We start from the raw sequence: 18,626 nt of genomic DNA, 5'->3' as shown, positions 1-18,626 counted from the left end.
CTGAGGTATTACCCTATGGCATTACAGGAAAAACTGATCGACGCTCTGGGCAGTTTTGCCACCAAATTCAACAGCTATCGCTATATCATGGCGATCAAGTCTGCCTTTATTACCTTAATGCCGGTCATCATCGTTGGGGCATTTTCTGTTCTTATTTCCAACATGGTGCTGGATCCGAAAAATGGCCTGGCGAGCTTTGAGTCTTTGTCATTTCTCGCTGCGCTAAAACCGATTACCAGTGCGCTCAATTACGCCACGCTGAACTTCCTCAATATCGGCGCGGTGTTCCTGATCGGTATTGAGCTGGGGCGCATTAACGGCATTAAATCGCTGTTCCCCGGCCTGCTGGCGGTGATTTGCTTTATCTGCGTCACGCCGACCACCGTAGAGATGCTGGTGGACGGCGAAATGCACGTGGTGAAAGACGTGCTGCTGCGCCAGTTCTCCGATACCCGCAGCCTGTTCCTCGGCATGTTTATCGCCATTCTGTCGGTTGAGATTTACTGCTGGCTGGAGAACCGCAAGGGGCTGAAAATCAGAATGCCAGACACCGTGCCGCCTAACGTGGCGGCGTCGTTCTCCGCGCTGATCCCGGCCATTATCACTACCACCGCCATTGCCACCTTTGGCTTTGTGTTCCACCAGCTTACCGGCATGTATCTCTACGACGCGGTTTATCAGGTGGTGCAACAGCCGCTTGAGCGCGTGGTGCAAAGCCTGCCGGGCATTCTGCTGCTGATGTTTGTCGCCCAGCTGTTCTGGGTGATCGGCATTCACGGCAACCAGATGATCAAGCCGATCCGCGAGCCGCTGCTGCTGGGGGCGATCACCGTCAACATGAGCGCGTTCGAGCAGGGCAAAGAGGTGCCAAACATCATCACCATGCCGTTCTGGGATGTGTATATGAGCATTGGCGGCTCAGGGCTCACTATCGGTCTGCTGATCGCGGTGATGATTGCCACCAAACGCAAAGAGATGAAGGAGATCGCCAAGCTCTCCATCGGTCCTGGCCTGTTCAACATCAACGAGCCGGTGATTTTCGGTATGCCAATCATGCTCAACCCGATCCTTGCCATTCCGTTCATCATTACCCCGCTGGTGACGGGCTCCATCGGTTATTTTGCGACGGTGACCGGTTTTGCCGGCAAAGCCGTGGTGATGGTGCCGTGGACCACGCCGCCGCTGATTAACGCCTGGCTCTCTACCGCAGGCTCGATGGGGGCGGTGATCACCCAGCTTATCTGCATTGTGACGGCGGTGATTATCTATCTGCCGTTTGTGAAAATTGCCTCACGCCGTGCAGAGCAGGCCGCGTTGAAGCAAGCCACCGATAACGTATGAGGACGTGATGAGCACAAAACAGATTACGATACCGCAGGATTTCATTCTGGGCGCAGCGGCATCAGCCTGGCAAACCGAGGGCTGGAGCGGTAAAAAACCGGGTCAGGATTCGTGGATCGATCTCTGGTACAAGAACGATCGTCACGTCTGGCATAACGGCTACGGCCCGGCGGTGGCGACCGATTTTATCAATCGCTTTCGCGAGGACGTGGCCCTGATGAAGCAGGCGGGGCTGACGCACTACCGCACCTCCATCAACTGGTCGCGTTTTTTGACCGACTATGAAAACGCGACGGTGGATGAAGAGTACGCCGCGTACTACGACGCGCTGTTCGATGAGATGCATCGTCAGGGCATCGAACCGATGATCTGCCTGGAGCATTACGAGCTCCCTGGCGCGCTGCTTGAAAAATACGGCGGCTGGGCGTCGAAGCATGTGGTTGAGCTATTTGTCCGCTATGCGGAAAAGGTGTTTGACCGCTACCACGGCAAAGTTACCCGCTGGTTTAGCTTCAACGAGCCGATCGTGGTGCAGACCCGCGTTTACCTGGACGCGCTGCGCTGGCCGTACGAGCAGAACACCGGTACGTGGATGCAGTGGAATCACCACAAGGTGCTGGCGACGGCGAAGGTCGTGAAGCTATTCCGGGAAAAGGGATATGACGGCTCCGTCGGCTGTATTCTCAACCCGGAAGTGACCTACCCGCGTTCCCGCGCGCCACACGACGTGCGGGCGGCGGAGATCTACGATCTGTTTTATAACCGCGTGTTCCTCGACCCGCTGGTGCACGGCCGCTACCCGCAGGAACTCGTTACCCTGCTTGAGCAGCATCAGGTTGAATGGGACTACACGGCGGAAGAGCTGGCGCTGATTGCCGACAACACCGTGGACGAGCTGGGCATCAACCTCTATTACCCGCACCGGGTGAAAGCGCCTTCCCGCGCCTGGCACCCGGAGACGCCGTTCCACCCGGCGTACTACTACGAGCCGTTCGAGCTGCCGGGGCGGCGGATGAACAGATCCCGCGGCTGGGAGATTTATCCGCGCATTATCTACGACATGGCGATGCGGATTAAAAAGGAGTACCGCAATATCGACTGGTTCGTGGCGGAGAGCGGTATGGGGGTTGAAAACGAAGCCCAGTTGCGCAATCGTGACGGCATGATTGATGACGCCTATCGCATCGACTTTATCAGCGAACACCTCTACTACGCGCTGCTGGCGCGCGAGGAGGGGGCGAATTGCCGCGGCTATATGCTCTGGGCCTTTACCGACAACGTCTCGCCGATGAACGCCTTCAAAAACCGCTATGGGTTAATTGAAATCGACCTCGAAAACCACCGCGCCCGCCGCGCGAAAAAATCGGCCACCTGGTTCCGTCAGTTGCGCGATGAGCGCGTGCTGACGCTCAGCGTTGACGATGAATGGAAGTAGGCATTCTGATAAAATAGCGCACAAACTGGCCGGGAGGACGCCCGGCCTGCGCTTAACTGAAAAACACAGGTGAAAACGTGGATAAGGCTGTCATCCTGCCGGAAAAAAAACAGTACCAGGAAATTGGCGAGGATTTACGGGCGCAAATTATCCAGGGGCATTATCCCGTTGGGTCGCGCCTGCCGCCGGAGCGCAACATAGCCGAGACCTACGGCGTAAGCCGTACTATCGTGCGTGAGGCGCTGCTGATGCTGGAGCTACAGGGCACGGTAGATATTCGCCAGGGGTCCGGCGTCTACGTGATGCGTATTCCTGAAGAACATGAAAACGAGGAAGAACGCTTCCTCAATAGCGACGTTGGCCCGTTTGAGATCTTACAGGCGCGCCAGCTCCTCGAAAGCAACATCGCCGCCTTTGCCGCCAAAATGGCGACGCGAGCCGATATCGATAACCTGCGCCGCATCATCGAGCAGGAGCAGCGGGCCATCGCCGCGGACGATCGCAGCCAGGACAACAACAAGATGTTCCACTTGGTGCTGGCGGGGGCGACGCAAAACCAGATGCTGCTGGCGACCGTCGAGAGCATCTGGCATCACATGGACAGCAGCCCGCTGTGGCAGCAGTTTAACGTCCACATCGCCAGCCGCGCGTATCGCCTTAAATGGCTGGGCGACCGGCAGACCATCCTTGCGGCCCTGCGCCGTCGCGACGTCATGGGCGCATGGCAGGCAATGTTCCAGCATCTGGAAAACGTGAAAAAGAGTTTGCTGGAGCTGTCGGATGAAGATGCGCCGGATTTCGACGGCTATCTGTTTGAATCTGTTCCCCTGTTCCAGGGGAAACTGGTATGACGATCCTGCCGCTGTACGCCGCGCCGCAGTTTGCGGACCAGGCGATCGACTGGATTTGGCGGGCCTTCGGAGACGGCCTGCCGCGTGAATTTTTCAAGAGCGTTATCGATCACAGCCAGACGCCCGGCGCGCTGCCGCTGACGTTTATTGCCGTTGAGGATGAACGGCTTCTGGGCACCGTCGGATTATGGCGCTGCGATCTCATCACGCGTCAGGATCTTTATCCCTGGCTGGCGGCGCTGTACGTGGACGAGGCGGCGCGAGGAAAAGGACTCGCGGGGAAGCTTCAGGAGCATGTTATTGCGTATGCCGCGCAGGCCGGGTACACCGAGCTACATCTGTGGTCTGCCTGCCGCGACTTCTACGAACGCTACGGCTGGCAGTACATTGGCGATGGGCTGGAATACCCGAATACGCAGGTTCACCTCTACCGTTATTCGCTCTGTGCTTCTGCAAGAGACGCAACGGAATGACGGCGCACCAGCGTCGGGCTGAACAAATGCGTAATATCCGGCGGCTGGCGCTGTTCAGCCAGCGCTAACGCCAGCTCGGCGGCCTGCGTCGCCATGGTGATAATGGGGTAACGCACTGTCGTCAGGCGCGGGCGCACGTAGCGAGACACCAGCACATCATCGAAGCCAATCAGCGAAATTTCTGCCGGAACCTCAATGCCATTGTCATTTAACACGCCCATTGCCCCTGCGGCCATCGAGTCGTTATAGCTGGCCACCGCCGTGAAATTTCGTCCGCGACCTAACAGCTCCGTCATGGCCTGCTCGCCACCGCTTTCATCGGGTTCACCATACGCCACCAGCCGGTCGTTACACGGCAAACCGTTTTCACGTAGCGCGTCGTAATACCCCTGCAAACGATCTTCCGCGTCGGAAATAGGGTGGTTTGAGCACAGGTAGCCAATTCGGGTATGACCTTGCTGAATCAGGTGTCGCGTGGCAAGCCAGGCGCCGTAGCGGTCATCCAGCGCCACGCAGCGCTTTTCGAAGCCGGGAATGATGCGGTTGATGATCACCATACCGGGCATTTGCTTCATCAAATGAATGAGTTCGGCATCGGGGAGCATTTTCGCGTGAACCACCAGGGCGGCACAGCGGTGACGAATCAGCTGTTCAATGGCCTGGCGCTCTTTGAGTTCATTATGATAGCCGTTGCCGATCAGCAGAAAATTACCCGTCTGGTAAGAAACCTGCTCAACTGCCTTTACCATCGCCCCGAAAAACGGATCGGAAACATCGCCCACGACCAGCCCGATGGTTTCGGTAGATTGCTGTGCAAGGGCGCGCGCATTGGCGTTGGGGTGATAATTCAGGTTTTCCATGGCGTCCTGCACGGCCTGGCGTGATGCGTCACTGGCTTTAGGAGAGTTATTGATCACGCGGGAGACGGTCGCGACGGAAACACCAGCCAGACGAGCCACATCCTTAATTGTCGCCATTTATTACCTTCTTATTAGGGGTAAGCGTTTACACACTAACTAGTGTTACGGAAAAGCGGCACGCATTCAAGGGGAGCGGGGTAACACCCTCGTCAAACGTGACGCAGAACACCCCTGGTCGTGTAATCGTTACACGGGCAGACATGTCAAAATAATGTTAATCCGAACCTTTAGTTACACTTTGCCTCAGGCTGTTGCGATTGTCCGGTAGCAAGGACAATGTCGGGGTTGATAAAGTCGAGATCCCAGAGGTATTGATAGGTGGAATCAACTCCGGTTGATTAACACGATTTACACCAACCTGCGTTTATACGCAGGTTTTTTTTGCCTGTAAGTTCAACCTGTAACAGCAAAAGAGAATATACACACCTGGTTGCACTTAGGCTCATTCCCTTGCGTTTTCTCACTGGCGAAGCGCCGGGTGAACAGCCACAATCAAGATCCCAGAGGTATTGATTGGTGAGAATTCTTGGTACGGTTTCGTACTCATCTCTTGCACCAACCTGCGCGGATGCGCAGGTTTTTTTTCGCCTCCGTTTTTGCTGTCGCTCCCTCCCCACTTCTCGTGTAATCTGCCACCATTTACTATCAACCCTTCATTCTGGCTGGCAAAGGGAGTTGAAATGCTTTTTGGGTTCTTCCGCACACTGTTCCGTATTCTCTTCCGTCTCCGCGTCACGGGCGATGCGCAGGCACTTTATGGCGAACGTGTTCTTATCACGCCGAACCACGTTTCTTTTCTTGATGGCATATTGCTGGCGCTGTTTTTACCCGTGCGGCCAGTCTTTGCGGTCTACAGTTCCATCAGCCAAAAATGGTACATGCGCTGGCTGGCGCCGCTGATTGATTTTGTCCCGCTCGACCCAACAAAACCGATGATGATCAAACATCTGGTGCGTCTGGTTGAGCAGGGGCGTCCGGTGGTCATTTTCCCCGAAGGGAGAATTTCCGTGACCGGTTCGCTGATGAAAATTTATGACGGGGCCGGTTTTGTCGCGGCGAAGTCACAGGCCACCGTGGTGCCGCTGCGCATTGATGGAGCAGAACTGACCTATTTCAGCCGCCTGAAGGGGTTAGTGAAGCAGCGCCTGTTCCCCCAAATTATCCTGCATATTCTGCCGCCCACAACGCTCCCTATGCCGGAAGCGCCGCGCGCGCGCGATCGTCGTAAAATCGCCGGTGAAATGCTCCATCAGATAATGATGGAAGCGCGCATGGCCGTCCGTCCGCGCGAGACGTTGTACGAATCTCTGCTGTCGGCGCAGTACCGCTACGGCGCGAAGAAAAACTGCATTGAAGACATCAACTTCACCCCGGACACCTATCGCAAACTGCTGACCAAAACCCTGTTCGTGGGCCGTATTCTTGAGAAGTACAGCAAGCGGGGCGAAAAAATTGGCCTGATGCTGCCTAACGCCGGGATCAGCGCGGCGGTGATTTTTGGTGCCGTTTCTCGCGGGCGTATTCCGGCGATGATGAACTACACGGCGGGTGTGAAAGGGCTTACCAGCGCCATCACTGCCGCCCAGATCAATACCGTCTTTACTTCCCGTCAGTTCCTGGAAAAAGGCAAACTCTGGCACCTGCCGGAGCAGCTTACCCAGGTGCGCTGGGTCTTCCTGGAAGATCTGAAAGCGGACGTCACGACGCTCGACAAGCTGTGGATTTTTGCTCACCTGCTCGCGCCTCGCCTGGCGCAGGTCAAACAGCAGCCGGAAGATGATGCGATTATCCTTTTCACCTCCGGCTCTGAGGGCAACCCGAAAGGCGTCGTCCACAGCCACAAAAGCATTCTGGCGAACGTTGAGCAGATCAAAACGATTGCCGACTTTACCGCTAACGATCGCTTTATGTCCGCGCTGCCGCTGTTCCACTCTTTCGGCCTGACCGTCGGTCTCTTTACGCCGCTGCTCACCGGTGCCGAAGTATTCCTCTACCCAAGCCCGCTGCACTACCGCATTGTGCCTGAGCTGGTTTATGACCGTAACTGTACCGTGCTGTTCGGCACTTCAACGTTCCTTGGCAACTATGCGCGCTTTGCCAATCCGTATGATTTCTTCCGCGTGCGCTATGTGGTTGCCGGTGCGGAAAAACTGCAGGACAGCACGCGGCAGATTTGGCAGGACAAGTTTGGCCTGCGCATTCTGGAAGGCTACGGCGTCACGGAGTGCGCGCCGGTGGTCTCTATCAACGTGCCGATGGCGGCGAAGCCGGGGACGGTTGGCCGCATTCTGCCGGGGATGGATGCGCGCCTGCTGGCGGTACCGGGGATTGAAGAGGGGGGGCGCCTGCAGCTGAAAGGACCCAACGTGATGAACGGCTATCTTCGCGTAGAAAACCCAGGCGTGCTCGAAGCGCCAACGGCGGAAAACGTCAACGGGGACGTTGAGACCGGCTGGTACGACACGGGTGATATTGTTCGCTTCGACGAGCAGGGCTTTGTGAAGATCCAGGGACGTGCAAAACGCTTCGCTAAAATTGCGGGCGAAATGATCTCCCTTGAAATGGTGGAGATGCTGGCAACAGCGGTCTCCGCTGACAAACTACACGCCACGGTCGTGAAGAGCGATGCGAGTAAAGGTGAGGCGCTGGTGCTCTTCACCACGGACAGTGAGCTTAAGCGTGACGCGTTGCTTAAGCATGCGCGCGAGCATGGTATCCCTGAACTGGCCGTGCCGCGTGATATTCGCTACCTCAAACAGCTTCCGGTGCTGGGCAGCGGTAAGCCCGATTTCGTGACCCTCAAGGGCATGGTTGAAGAGGCGGAACAGCAAAATGCATGAGTCAGCACAGGCTAACAACTCACTCCGGTCGAAGGGCATGATGGCGGTTATCGCCGCGCAGTTTCTCTCTGCGTTCGGTGATAACGCGCTGTTGTTTGCCACGCTGGCGTTGCTCAAGGCCGAGTTTTACCCTGACTGGAGCCAGCCGATCCTGCAGATGGTGTTTGTGGGTGCTTACATTATTTTCGCGCCGTTTGTGGGGCAGGTGGCGGACAGCTTCCCTAAAGGTCGAGTGATGATGTTCGCCAACGGCCTGAAGCTGTTGGGTGCGGCAAGTATCTGCTTTGGTATCAACCCGTTTATCGGCTATACGCTGGTAGGCATTGGCGCGGCATCTTACTCTCCGGCGAAGTATGGCATCCTGGGCGAGCTGACGACGGGCGATAAGCTTGTTAAAGCCAACGGTCTGATGGAGTCTTCTACCATCGCGGCGATTTTGCTCGGGTCCGTGGCGGGCGGTGTACTGGCGGACTGGCATGTGCTGGCGGCTCTGGGCGTTTGTGCGGTGGTGTACGGCGGGGCGGTTATCGCGAACCTGTTTATTCCCAGACTGCCGGTGGCGCGTCCGGGTCAATCCTGGCGTTTCGGGCCGATGACCGGCAGCTTCTTTAACGCCTGCCGCGTACTGTGGCGCAACGGTGAAACGCGTTTCTCATTGATGGGAACCAGCATGTTCTGGGGGGCGGGCGTCACGCTACGTTTCCTGCTGGTGCTGTGGGTACCGATGGCGCTGGGGATCACCGACAACGCAACGCCAACCTACCTGAATGCAATGGTCGCCGTTGGGATTGTCGTCGGGGCAGGGGCGGCGGCGAAACTGGTCACGCTTGAGACCGTTGCGCGCTGTATGCCCGCAGGGATTTTAATCGGTGTCGGCGTGCTGTTCTTCTCGCTTCAGCATGCGTTGTTGCCAGCATACGTGCTGCTTATCCTGATTGGTATACTGGGTGGTTTCTTTGTGGTGCCGCTGAATGCGCTTTTGCAGGAGCGCGGAAAGCAGACCGTGGGGGCCGGAAATGCCATTGCCGTGCAAAACCTTGGCGAAAACGTGGCGATGCTGCTGATGCTGGGCCTTTATTCGCTGGCGGTCAAAGTGGGTGTGCCGGTGGTGGCCATTGGCGTCGGGTTTGGCGCGCTGTTTGCGCTGGCGATCACGGGATTATGGATCTGGCAGCGTCGGCGTTGATAAGTGCGGCCTGATGCCCTCACCCCGGCCCTCTCCCACAGGGAGAGGGGGCAAATCCTAAAAACGGCAACGTGCGTTGCCGTTTTGCTTTTATCACGGTGCAGGATAAGTATAAACCTGATGCACCGCTTCAATCTCCGCTAACACCTCTTCACTCAGGTTCAGGTTGAAACTCTCAATATTGGTTTTCAACTGCTCCATAGTGGTCGCGCCCAGCAGGGTGCTGGCAACAAACGGCTGACGCCGCACGAAGGCCAGCGCCATCTGCGCAGGGTCAAGACCGTGACGCTTCGCGATATCCACATAGGCCGCAACGGCTTTCTGCGTTTGCTCACCGCTGTAGCGGGTAAAGCGGCTGAAGAGCGTGTTACGCGCCCCGGCAGGCTTCGCGCCGTTCAGGTATTTGCCCGTCAGCGTGCCGAAGCCGAGACAGGAATAGGCCAGCAGCTCCACCTCTTCATACTGCGTCACTTCCGCCAGACCAACCTCATAGCTGCGGTTAAGCAGGCTGTACGGGTTCTGGATGGTGACGATGCGCGGGAGATCGTGTTTATCGGCAAGGTGCAGATAACGCATCACGCCAAATGCCGTTTCGTTAGACACGCCGATGTAGCGGATTTTCCCCGCGCGCTGGCACTCGGTCAGCGCTTCCAGCGTTTCCAGCAGCGTAACGGCGGGCGCGCTCTCGTTCCAGCTGTAGCCGAGCTTGCCAAAGCAGTTAGTCGGACGCTGCGGCCAGTGTACCTGGTAGAGATCGAGATAGTCGGTTTGCAGACGCTTCAGGCTGGCATCCAGCGCGGCGCGAATATTCTTACGATCGAGGATCTGGTTTGGGCGGATCCCGGCATCGTTATTACGTGAGGGGCCGCTGACTTTTGAGGCGATAACGAGCTTTTCGCGATTACCGCGTTTTGCCAGCCAGTTTCCCACATAAGTTTCAGTCAGCCCCTGCGTTTCCGGACGGGGAGGAACAGGGTACATCTCTGCGACGTCAATCAGGTTAATACCCTGGCTAACGGCGTAATCGAGTTGTGCATGGGCATCGGCTTCGCTGTTTTGTTCACCAAATGTCATCGTGCCCAACCCCAGTTGGCTTATCTCCAGAGCGCTATGGGGGATACGGTGATAATGCATAGCCGGCTTCCTTCATTAAACATACAGACGCGTCAGGAACTTCCCGACAAAGGAATATAAACATGGCAGAGGGGAAGCAAAAGGGGAAGGGAAAAATCAAAAAGGCCAGCAAGCGACTGACCTTTAACGGGTTTAGCGCTCGATAATTTGCGAGACTTCGTCGCGGTTAATCTGCATTTTATTCCCTGCCGGGTCGCGGTAACTCACCAGCCCGGTATCGTCGTCGACTTCGGGTTTACCATCGGTCAGGATCATCCGACCATCTTTTGTAGACATAACATAATCACTGCTACAGCCTGATACCGCAAACGCCAACCCGACTGCAGAAATTAACACTGCCCATTTTTTCATCGTTATCGTCCTCACCTGGCTTGTATTAAATCATAGTGTAGTAATAACCTGATATGACGAAAGCAGGAAGTAGTAAAATCTTAAAAACCAGGTGATTATGTTTGATAGCTCGCAAAATTCGTTAAAAACCTACGTTTTAAGTAAGAAATGGCGTGCGAGCAGCGTGCCAGTGAAATTCTTTTTGAGATAAAAGCCGCGAGGCAACGTCAGGATCGGCTCGCCATGAGCGCCGATCGCTTCGGTAAGGGCCTTGCTGTTGGCCGCCTTTGGACGCAGCTGCAACACCTCACCATGACGGGCGGTGATGCGCTCAACCTGCCCAAGGACGATCATGTCCATTAGCTCTTCCCAGTCCAGACGCAACTGCTGCTCTTCGTCTTCATCAGGGCTCCAGAGCAGCGGCGCGCCCACCCGCCGTTCGGCTAGCGGGATCTGCCGTTCACCTTCCACCGGAACCCACAGCACGCGTTTCAGTTTATGACGTACGTGGCTGGTTTCCCAGGTTACGCCGGTATTGCCGGTCAACGGCGCCACGCAGACAAACGTGGTTTCCAGCGGTCTTCCCTGCCTGTCGATGGGGATCGTTTTTAACTCCACGCCCAGTGCGGCGAAATCTTGTTCTGGCTTACTGCCCGCGCTGGCACCTAACCACAGTTCCAGCAGCATGCCGATCCAGCCCTTGTCTCTTTTCAGATCGTCAGGGATCGGTAGACCCGCCATTGCCGCCAGATCGCCAAGCGAATAGCCTGCCAGGCGCTGCGCCTGAGTCAGCAACTCGGTTTCGCTGGAGGGGGGAGTAAGCAAGGGAGCAAGCGGAAGCATGACGGTAACCTTCTGATTAAAAAATAAACTAAGAAATTATCCCTTGTGGATAGAGTCTACCGTTTTCTGTACGAATAATCCATGTGTATGATTTATAGGTTTTTTTACTACTGAAAAATTATTATGTCCGCGGCTAAAAACAGGTTGTTCAAATCTGGTCACTGACAATAAACAGGATCTTAAACCCTGTTATCCACAGAAAAGTGGGATAACTGGGAATAACCCACACTACTGTTTCGATTTACAGCCTTGACGTGCGACGAAAATCGAATTTTCAGACAAATTGTGCCTAACTTATTGGCACAATCTGTGGATAAAACCGACGCTGTTCGATCTTTCATCAGTACAACGATCGCTGATGTGATGATCGTCACGTTATCAGTCCTCGCATCAATAATTAAAGGTATAACCTAATGAAATATAGTATTTTTTGTAATGTGCGGTGTAAGCGGCTCTAAACGACGACTCAGGTTGTTCATCGGTAATTCCATACTTCTTCACAACTATATCCACAGAAAAGGTGAATAAAATTGCCCTTACGGTCCCTCATCTGTTTATAACTCCACACATATTTGTGAGTTATTCAAATGTTATTAGGTTGCAAGCCTGTAAGAGAGTGGTTTACCGCCTCCCTGTAGTGTGAAACAATCATTCATATATAAGGTTTAGTTTGGGGTAGTCCGGTGATTGATGACGATGGCTACCGCCCGAACGTAGGAATAGTAATTTGTAATCGTCTGGGTCAGGTCATGTGGGCCCGTCGATATGGTCAGCACTCCTGGCAATTCCCGCAAGGCGGGATCAATCCAGGAGAGTCCCCAGAACAAGCGATGTACCGGGAGCTGTTTGAAGAGGTCGGTTTAAGCCGAAAAGATGTTCGCATCCTGGCTTCGACCCGCAACTGGTTGCGTTACAAGTTACCGAAACGTTTGGTGCGTTGGGACACAAAGCCGGTTTGTATCGGCCAGAAACAGAAGTGGTTTCTTCTGCAGTTGGTGGGCAACGATTCAGATATCAATATGCAAACCAGCAGTACGCCGGAGTTTGATGGCTGGCGTTGGGTGAGCTATTGGTATCCTGTTCGTCAGGTCGTGTCATTTAAGCGCGATGTTTACCGTAGGGTGATGAAAGAGTTCGCAAGTGTTGTCATGCAGCTTCAGGAGATCCCGCCTAAGCCGCAAAGCGCACCTGCCTGGCGACGTAAAAGAGGTTAAGCTACGCAAATCATGCTCACCCGCTTGCGCGAAATAGTCGAGAAGGTCGCCAGTGCGCCTCGCCTGAACGAGGCGCTGAATATTCTGGTGACTGATATCTGTCTGGCGATGGAAACCGAAGTTTGTTCGGTGTATCTGGCCGACCATGACCGGCGTTGCTATTACCTGATGGCGACTCGTGGTTTGAAAAAACCACGAGGCCGCACCGTTACGCTCGCTTTTGATGAAGGTATTGTTGGTCTGGTTGGTCGTCTGGCCGAACCCATTAACCTTGCTGATGCGCAAAAACACCCTAGCTTCAAATATATTCCTTCCGTAAAAGAAGAGCGCTTCCGCGCCTTCCTGGGCGTGCCGATTATCCAGCGTCGTCAGCTGCTTGGCGTTCTCGTTGTTCAGCAGCGGGAACTGCGCCAGTACGATGAAAGCGAAGAGTCATTCCTTGTGACGCTCGCCACGCAGATGGCCGCCATCCTCTCTCAGTCTCAGCTTGCTGCCCTGTTTGGCCAGTATCGTCACACGCGCATACGTGCGCTCCCGGCGTCACCGGGTGTGGCAATTGCCGAAGGCTGGATGGACGCCACGTTGCCGCTGATGGAGCAGGTTTACGAGGCCTCGACGCTTGATGAAGCGCTCGAGCGCGAGCGTCTTACCGCTGCACTGGAAGAGGCTTCCAACGAATTTCGCCGCTACAGCAAACGCTTTGCTGCGGGTGCGCAAAAAGAGACGGCGGCGATCTTTGACCTCTATTCGCACCTGCTTTCTGATGCGCGTCTGCGCCGTGAGCTTTTCGCGGAAGTGGATAAAGGTTCGGTGGCCGAATGGGCCGTTAAAAAAGTCATTGAAAAATTTGCCGAGCAGTTTGCGGCACTGACCGATGGTTATTTGAAGGAGCGTGCCGGGGATTTACGCGCGCTGGGGCAGCGTTTGCTGTTCCATCTTGATGACACCATTCAGGGCGCGAATGCCTGGCCAAAACGGTTTGTGCTGGTAGCAGATGAACTTTCAGCGACGACGCTGGCAGAGCTACCGCAGGACAGGCTCGCTGGGGTCGTGGTGCGCGATGGTGCCGCCAACTCGCATGCTGCCATCATGGTGCGCGCGCTCGGTATTCCAACCGTCATGGGGGCCGATATCCAGCCCTCGGTGCTCCACCGCCGCACGCTGGTGGTGGATGGCTATCGCGGTGAACTGCTGGTCGATCCTGAGCCCGTACTGTTGCAGGAATACCAGCGTCTCATTAGTGAAGAGAATGAATTAAGCAAGCTGGCAGAAGATGACGTCAACCTGCCCGCGCAGCTCAAAAGCCGTGAGCGGATCAAAGTCATGCTCAACGCCGGGTTAAGCCCCGAGCACGAAGAGAAGCTCGGCAGCCGCATCGACGGTATCGGCTTATACCGCACTGAAATTCCGTTCATGCTGCAAAGCGGCTTCCCGTCAGAAGAGGAACAGGTGGCGCAGTATCAGGGGATGCTGCAGATGTTTAATGACAAACCGGTCACGCTGCGCACGCTGGACGTCGGGGCGGATAAACAGCTGCCGTACATGCCAATCAGTGAAGAAAACCCGTGTCTGGGCTGGCGCGGGATCCGCATCACGCTCGACCAACCGGAGATCTTCCTGATCCAGGTTCGTGCCATGCTGCGTGCAAATGCGGCAACGGGCAACCTCAGCATTTTATTGCCGATGGTCACCAGTATTGACGAGATCGACGAAGCAAAACGCTTGATCGAACGTGCGGGCCGCGAAGTGGAAGAGATGATCGGCTATGCGATCCCTAAACCACGTATTGGCGTGATGCTCGAAGTGCCGTCGATGGTCTTTATGCTGCCGCAGCTGGCAAACCGCGTTGATTTTATCTCCGTCGGGACCAACGATTTAACGCAGTACATACTGGCCGTTGATCGAAATAACACGCGCGTCGCGAGTATCTATGACAGCCTGCATCCGGCAATGCTCCGGGCACTCGCCATGATTGCCCGTGAAGCGGAGCAGCACGGTCTTGACTTGCGTCTGTGTGGTGAAATGGCGGGCGATTCGATGTGCGTCGCCATCCTGATTGGCCTGGGCTTCCGTCACCTGTCCATGAACGGCCGTTCCGTCGCGCGCGTGAAGTATCTGTTGCGTCATATTGAAATAGAAGATGCCCGCGAGTTGGCGGAACGCAGTCTGGACGCACAGATGGCAACCGAAGTACGGCATCAGGTTGCGGCGTTTATGGAACGACGCGGCATGGGTGGCCTAATTCGCGGCGGCCGCTAATTTGCATTTCTCCCTCTCCCCGTAGGAGAGGGCTGGGGCGAGGGCATCAGGCCGCACAATACCCTATACACATCTTTTACATCTCAGGCGCATCCTCCTTGCCAGCCTTATGCTATGATTCGCAACTTTGGAGCCTCTGCGACACGCAGAAGCGCATTTCTACCGCTGTCCACTTTCAGCGGAATAACAACATCTTGTGGTGACAGATGAACAGTGGTTATCTGCATTTTCCGGAATTTGATCCGGTTATTTTCTCAGTAGGACCTGTCGCGCTGCACTGGTACGGTTTGATGTACCTGGTGGGCTTCATTTTTGCGATGTGGCTTGCGGGCCGTCGCGCGGGTCGTCCCGGCAGCGGCTGGACGAAGAACGAAGTTGAGAACCTGCTGTATGCTGGCTTCCTCGGGGTATTCCTCGGCGGGCGTATTGGCTATGTCCTGTTCTATAACTTCCCGGTATTCCTCAACGATCCGCTCTATCTGTTCCGCGTCTGGGATGGAGGAATGTCCTTCCACGGTGGCCTGATTGGTGTGATCCTGGTGATGGTGATCTTCGCCAAACGCACCAAACGCAACTTCTTCCAGGTGGCTGATTTTATTGCTCCACTGATCCCATTCGGGCTGGGAGCGGGGCGTCTGGGTAACTTTATCAACGGTGAACTGTGGGGCCGCGTTGACCCGAGCGTGCCGTATACGATGCTCTTCCCGGGCTCTCGTGCAGAGGATATCGCGCTGCTGCCATCGCATCCGGAGTGGCAATCCATCTTCGATACCTACGGCGTTCTGCCGCGTCATATGTCCCAGCTTTATGAGCTGGCGCTGGAAGGTGTGGTGCTGTTTATCATCCTGAACCTCTTCATCCGCAAGCCGCGTCCTATGGGGGCTGTCTCCGGTCTGTTCCTGATCGGCTACGGTGCGTTCCGCATCATCGTTGAATTCTTCCGTCAGCCGGATGCACAGTTCACCGGCGAGTGGGTGCAGTACATCAGCATGGGGCAGATCCTCTCCATTCCGATGATTGTCGCGGGTGCCATTATGATGATTTGGGCGTATCGTCGTCGTCCACAGCAACAAATTTCCTGAGGAACCATGAAACAGTATCTTGAATTGATGAAAAAAGTGCTCGATGAGGGCACGCCGAAAAATGACCGCACCGGTACTGGTACGCTCTCCATTTTTGGCCACCAGATGCGCTTTAATCTGCAAGAAGGCTTCCCTCTGGTGACGACGAAGCGCTGCCATCTGCGCTCGATCATTCATGAACTGCTCTGGTTCCTGCAAGGCGATACCAACGTTGCCTATCTGCATGAAAACAACGTCTCTATCTGGGACGAATGGGCAGATGAAAACGGCAATCTGGGCCCGGTTTACGGTAAGCAGTGGCGTGCATGGCCAACGCCTGACGGTCGCCATATTGATCAGATCACCACCGTGATGAACCAGCTGAAAAACGACCCGGACTCGCGCCGAATCATCGTTTCCGCCTGGAACGTGGGAGAACTGGACAAAATGGCGCTGGCACCCTGCCACGCCTTCTTCCAGTTCTATGTGGCGGATGGCAAGCTCTCCTGCCAGCTTTATCAGCGTTCTTGCGACGTGTTCCTCGGCCTGCCGTTTAACATCGCCAGCTATGCGCTGTTAGTTCACATGATGGCGCAGCAGTGCGATCTCGACGTGGGTGATTTCGTCTGGACGGGTGGGGACACCCATCTCTACAGCAACCACATGGAGCAGACGCATCTCCAGCTGACTCGCGAACCGCGTGCATTGCCTAAGCTGATTATCAAACGTAAACCAGACTCGATCTTCGATTACCGCTTTGATGATTTTGAGATTGAGGGTTACGACCCGCATCCCGGCATCAAAGCGCCCGTCGCTATCTGATACGGCAGATACTCACACAACCGGTGCTTTTTAGCGCCGGTTTTTTTTCGTTCTCGATTTGTTTTACGAGCCGTTTTCCAGAGACGCTGCAACGTCCTGCAACAGTCGATATTCACTGGATGACGGCTCGTAAAAACCTGATTTGCCCCTCGCTGCTTGTCCCGCCTTTCGCCACACTCCCGGCATGAAAAAAGAGAACGGCTTTACGCTTATCGAAACCCTGGTGGCCATTTCGCTGGTCGTGATCCTGAGCGCAACGGGTTTATACGGCTGGGACAGTTGGCAACGACAGCAGCGGCTCTGGCAAACCGCCGTACAGATACGCGACTACCTGGTGTTTCTTCGCAACGATGCGAATCGGCACAATCGTGACCACCACATCACGCTTCAGCGAGATGAAACTGGCGTCTGTCTGTTGAGTTCTGTCGTACAAGGCTGTGTGAAGGAGAGTGCCTTTGTGCTGATTCCACTTTGGGCTGACGTCACCATAAGTGAGCTAACACCCTCATTAGGGTTTTATGGATTAAGAGATACAGCATGGGCAGGGCGTATACGCGTGAACAGCCGTGCAGGAGAATGGCTGATTATTGTCTCAAATGGAGGGCGCATCAGGATGTGCAATGCCTCAGAGGGAGGGGGATGTCAATGAACCAGCACGGTTTCTCACTTACAGAGGTCTTGATTGCCACGGCTATCAGCAGCCTTTTACTCATAAGCGCATCGTGTTTTTTACCGGGTTTACAGCGTGCGGTATTACTGCAGTCCGGTCAGCGGGAGGTGGAAGAAGAGGTCTGGCAAAGGCTTTTTGCCGTCGGTAAACAGCTGCAGAGAGCGGGATATTGCGCGGGTAGCTGTCCAGGGCAAGGCCTGGTGACGGCAAGGCAGGGGAGCTGCGTCATTGTGCAGTGGGATGCAAACAGTAACGGCATCTGGGATGCCTCTGCATCAGAAAACGACAGCACAGGGTTTCGTCTTGAGTCTGGTGCGCTAGAAACGCTGCGTGGGGCGACATCCTGTGAAGGAAAAGGATGGGAAAAGCTCACTGACCCGAACAGGCTGGTGATCCAGCACTTTAGGGTCGATAAGGTGGAACACGTCGGTTTTGCGCCTGAGCTGAATATCGAGCTGGCCGCCATTCGCCAGGGTGAAAAGGGGAAGCCCTTTCAGGCTGTTTATGGCGTCACGGGGTATAACTTGTGAACCGTCAGCGCGGGATGTCTTCGCTGGCGCTGGTACTGCTTTTACTGGTGTTAGGCACGCTGATCCTCACGGGACTTAATCAGCAACTGACTACATTTAGCGCACTCGTTGGCGGCGAGAGCCGTTCACTCCAGCAGCAGGCATCTGTGCAATCCGCGCTTGAGTGGGGGCGCGTTCAGGATTGGCTGGTATCCCCAGAGGTTCAATGCAAAAAGGCGTCGACGTGGCGAGCATGCTTGCGGCGGCTGAGCGAGTCGCGTGTTTTGCTCATTGCCGGAAACAACGACCTTTTGCTCTGGCGTGCAGGAGAGGTAATCGACGGGAAGATTCATTTTTTGCCACACGGCTGGAGTGATTTTTGTCCACTTAAGGAGAGGGCGCTATGCCAGTTGCCGTAAACAGAGAAAAAGGATTTAGCCTGGTTGAGGTTCTGCTTGCGATGCTGCTGCTGGTGATCATCGTCACGGCACTGTCGGGTTATCATCGGGCACTGGCGGCGCGATTTACCCTGTTTAACCAGTATCGTCAGCTCTGGCATCATGCCTGGAATCAGGCTCAGCTCTCAACACCCGTTCTCCCCGAAGGCTGGCAAGCCAGTCGGGGGCAGACAACGCACGCCAGATGTGTCAGCATCACGGTTACACTTATTTCTCCTCTGGGGCGGCGCGGCGCGATGACGCGTCTGCATTGCCCGGTTAGCCAGTAGTCGGGAGCGTC

The 18,626-nt window shown here is 55.3% G+C and carries 18 protein-coding genes; 14 read left to right on the top strand and 4 right to left on the bottom strand.

What is annotated here, in order from left to right; translation table 11 throughout:
* Window positions 1-15 precede the first annotated feature (15 nt).
* The 4 genes from ACTJJA_RS15400 (at window position 16) to ACTJJA_RS15385 (ending at window position 4,100) form a co-directional block, all read left to right on the top strand.
* Window positions 16-1,341: a PTS sugar transporter subunit IIC gene (locus tag ACTJJA_RS15400; protein WP_010435159.1), complete on the top strand. Its 1,326-nt coding sequence runs from the start codon at window positions 16-18 to the stop codon at window positions 1,339-1,341.
* Window positions 1,342-1,348: 7 nt separating this feature from the next.
* Complete coding sequence (locus ACTJJA_RS15395; RefSeq protein ID WP_440668597.1) at window positions 1,349-2,776, top strand: glycoside hydrolase family 1 protein; 1,428 nt, start codon at window positions 1,349-1,351, stop codon at window positions 2,774-2,776.
* Window positions 2,777-2,853: 77 nt separating this feature from the next.
* Window positions 2,854-3,627, top strand: coding sequence for a GntR family transcriptional regulator (locus ACTJJA_RS15390; protein ID WP_010435154.1), 774 nt, complete (start codon window positions 2,854-2,856; stop codon window positions 3,625-3,627).
* On the top strand, window positions 3,624-4,100 hold the full coding sequence (locus tag ACTJJA_RS15385; protein WP_440668596.1) for a GNAT family N-acetyltransferase: 477 nt from the start codon (window positions 3,624-3,626) through the stop codon (window positions 4,098-4,100). The genes ACTJJA_RS15390 and ACTJJA_RS15385 overlap by 4 nt, the downstream gene beginning before the upstream one ends.
* Here ACTJJA_RS15385 and galR read toward each other — a convergent pair.
* Entirely contained in the window at window positions 4,061-5,077 is a 1,017-nt protein-coding gene (gene galR, locus ACTJJA_RS15380; RefSeq protein WP_440668595.1) for an HTH-type transcriptional regulator GalR, read from the bottom strand. The two genes, ACTJJA_RS15385 and galR, sit on opposite strands and share 40 nt — an antisense overlap.
* Before the next feature lie 623 nt (window positions 5,078-5,700).
* Between galR and aas the strand changes: the two genes are divergently transcribed.
* Window positions 5,701-7,860 carry a bifunctional acyl-ACP--phospholipid O-acyltransferase/long-chain-fatty-acid--ACP ligase gene (gene aas / locus ACTJJA_RS15375; RefSeq protein WP_440668594.1) on the top strand — a complete coding sequence of 720 codons (2,160 nt, stop codon included), beginning with the start codon at window positions 5,701-5,703 and terminating at the stop codon, window positions 7,858-7,860.
* The gene (gene lplT, locus ACTJJA_RS15370; protein WP_440668593.1) at window positions 7,853-9,046 is read left to right on the top strand and encodes a lysophospholipid transporter LplT; all 1,194 of its coding nucleotides are present in this window, start codon (window positions 7,853-7,855) and stop codon (window positions 9,044-9,046) included. Before aas ends, lplT begins: the two co-directional genes overlap by 8 nt.
* Window positions 9,047-9,139: 93 nt before the next feature.
* Here lplT and ACTJJA_RS15365 read toward each other — a convergent pair whose 3' ends face one another.
* The 3 genes from ACTJJA_RS15365 to mutH form a co-directional block, all read right to left on the bottom strand.
* Window positions 9,140-10,180: an NADP(H)-dependent aldo-keto reductase gene (locus ACTJJA_RS15365; RefSeq protein ID WP_010435145.1), complete on the bottom strand. Its 1,041-nt coding sequence runs from the start codon at window positions 10,178-10,180 to the stop codon at window positions 9,140-9,142.
* 132 nt (window positions 10,181-10,312) lie between these two features.
* Complete coding sequence (locus ACTJJA_RS15360) at window positions 10,313-10,531, bottom strand: YgdI/YgdR family lipoprotein (RefSeq protein WP_010435144.1); 219 nt, start codon at window positions 10,529-10,531, stop codon at window positions 10,313-10,315.
* A 129-nt stretch (window positions 10,532-10,660) separates the two neighbouring features.
* Window positions 10,661-11,353 carry a DNA mismatch repair endonuclease MutH gene (gene mutH, locus ACTJJA_RS15355; RefSeq protein WP_109081807.1) on the bottom strand — a complete coding sequence of 231 codons (693 nt, stop codon included), beginning with the start codon at window positions 11,351-11,353 and terminating at the stop codon, window positions 10,661-10,663.
* A 683-nt stretch (window positions 11,354-12,036) separates the two neighbouring features.
* On the opposite strand from mutH, the gene rppH reads away from it, so the two are divergent.
* From rppH to ACTJJA_RS15315, 8 genes are all read left to right on the top strand, one after another.
* The gene (gene rppH, locus ACTJJA_RS15350) at window positions 12,037-12,567 is read left to right on the top strand and encodes an RNA pyrophosphohydrolase (protein WP_089601146.1); all 531 of its coding nucleotides are present in this window, start codon (window positions 12,037-12,039) and stop codon (window positions 12,565-12,567) included.
* Window positions 12,568-12,579: 12 nt separating this feature from the next.
* Window positions 12,580-14,826 (top strand): phosphoenolpyruvate--protein phosphotransferase, encoded by a 2,247-nt coding sequence (gene ptsP / locus ACTJJA_RS15345; RefSeq protein WP_440668592.1) that lies wholly within the window; start codon window positions 12,580-12,582, stop codon window positions 14,824-14,826.
* A 206-nt stretch (window positions 14,827-15,032) separates the two neighbouring features.
* A complete protein-coding gene (gene lgt, locus ACTJJA_RS15340; protein WP_010435139.1) occupies window positions 15,033-15,908 on the top strand; it encodes a prolipoprotein diacylglyceryl transferase in 876 nt (291 codons plus the stop codon).
* A gap of 6 nt (window positions 15,909-15,914) precedes the next feature.
* Window positions 15,915-16,709: a thymidylate synthase gene (gene thyA / locus ACTJJA_RS15335; protein WP_042715869.1), complete on the top strand. Its 795-nt coding sequence runs from the start codon at window positions 15,915-15,917 to the stop codon at window positions 16,707-16,709.
* Between the two features lie 184 nt (window positions 16,710-16,893).
* The gene (locus ACTJJA_RS15330; RefSeq protein ID WP_440668591.1) at window positions 16,894-17,358 is read left to right on the top strand and encodes a prepilin peptidase-dependent protein; all 465 of its coding nucleotides are present in this window, start codon (window positions 16,894-16,896) and stop codon (window positions 17,356-17,358) included.
* Entirely contained in the window at window positions 17,349-17,909 is a 561-nt protein-coding gene (locus tag ACTJJA_RS15325) for a prepilin peptidase-dependent protein (protein WP_440668590.1), read from the top strand. The genes ACTJJA_RS15330 and ACTJJA_RS15325 overlap by 10 nt, the downstream gene beginning before the upstream one ends.
* The gene (locus ACTJJA_RS15320; RefSeq protein WP_440668589.1) at window positions 17,906-18,307 is read left to right on the top strand and encodes a DUF2509 family protein; all 402 of its coding nucleotides are present in this window, start codon (window positions 17,906-17,908) and stop codon (window positions 18,305-18,307) included. The genes ACTJJA_RS15325 and ACTJJA_RS15320 overlap by 4 nt, the downstream gene beginning before the upstream one ends.
* A complete protein-coding gene (locus tag ACTJJA_RS15315) occupies window positions 18,292-18,615 on the top strand; it encodes a prepilin-type N-terminal cleavage/methylation domain-containing protein (protein ID WP_440668588.1) in 324 nt (107 codons plus the stop codon). Before ACTJJA_RS15320 ends, ACTJJA_RS15315 begins: the two co-directional genes overlap by 16 nt.
* Window positions 18,616-18,626 lie beyond the last annotated feature (11 nt).

Origin of the sequence: Enterobacter sp. 22452 (assembly GCF_052045065.1) — a bacterium.
Lineage (GTDB): Bacteria > Pseudomonadota > Gammaproteobacteria > Enterobacterales > Enterobacteriaceae > Enterobacter > Enterobacter mori.
Note: the sequence above shows the minus strand (reverse complement) of the source record. Positions and strands in the feature narration are given on the sequence as shown.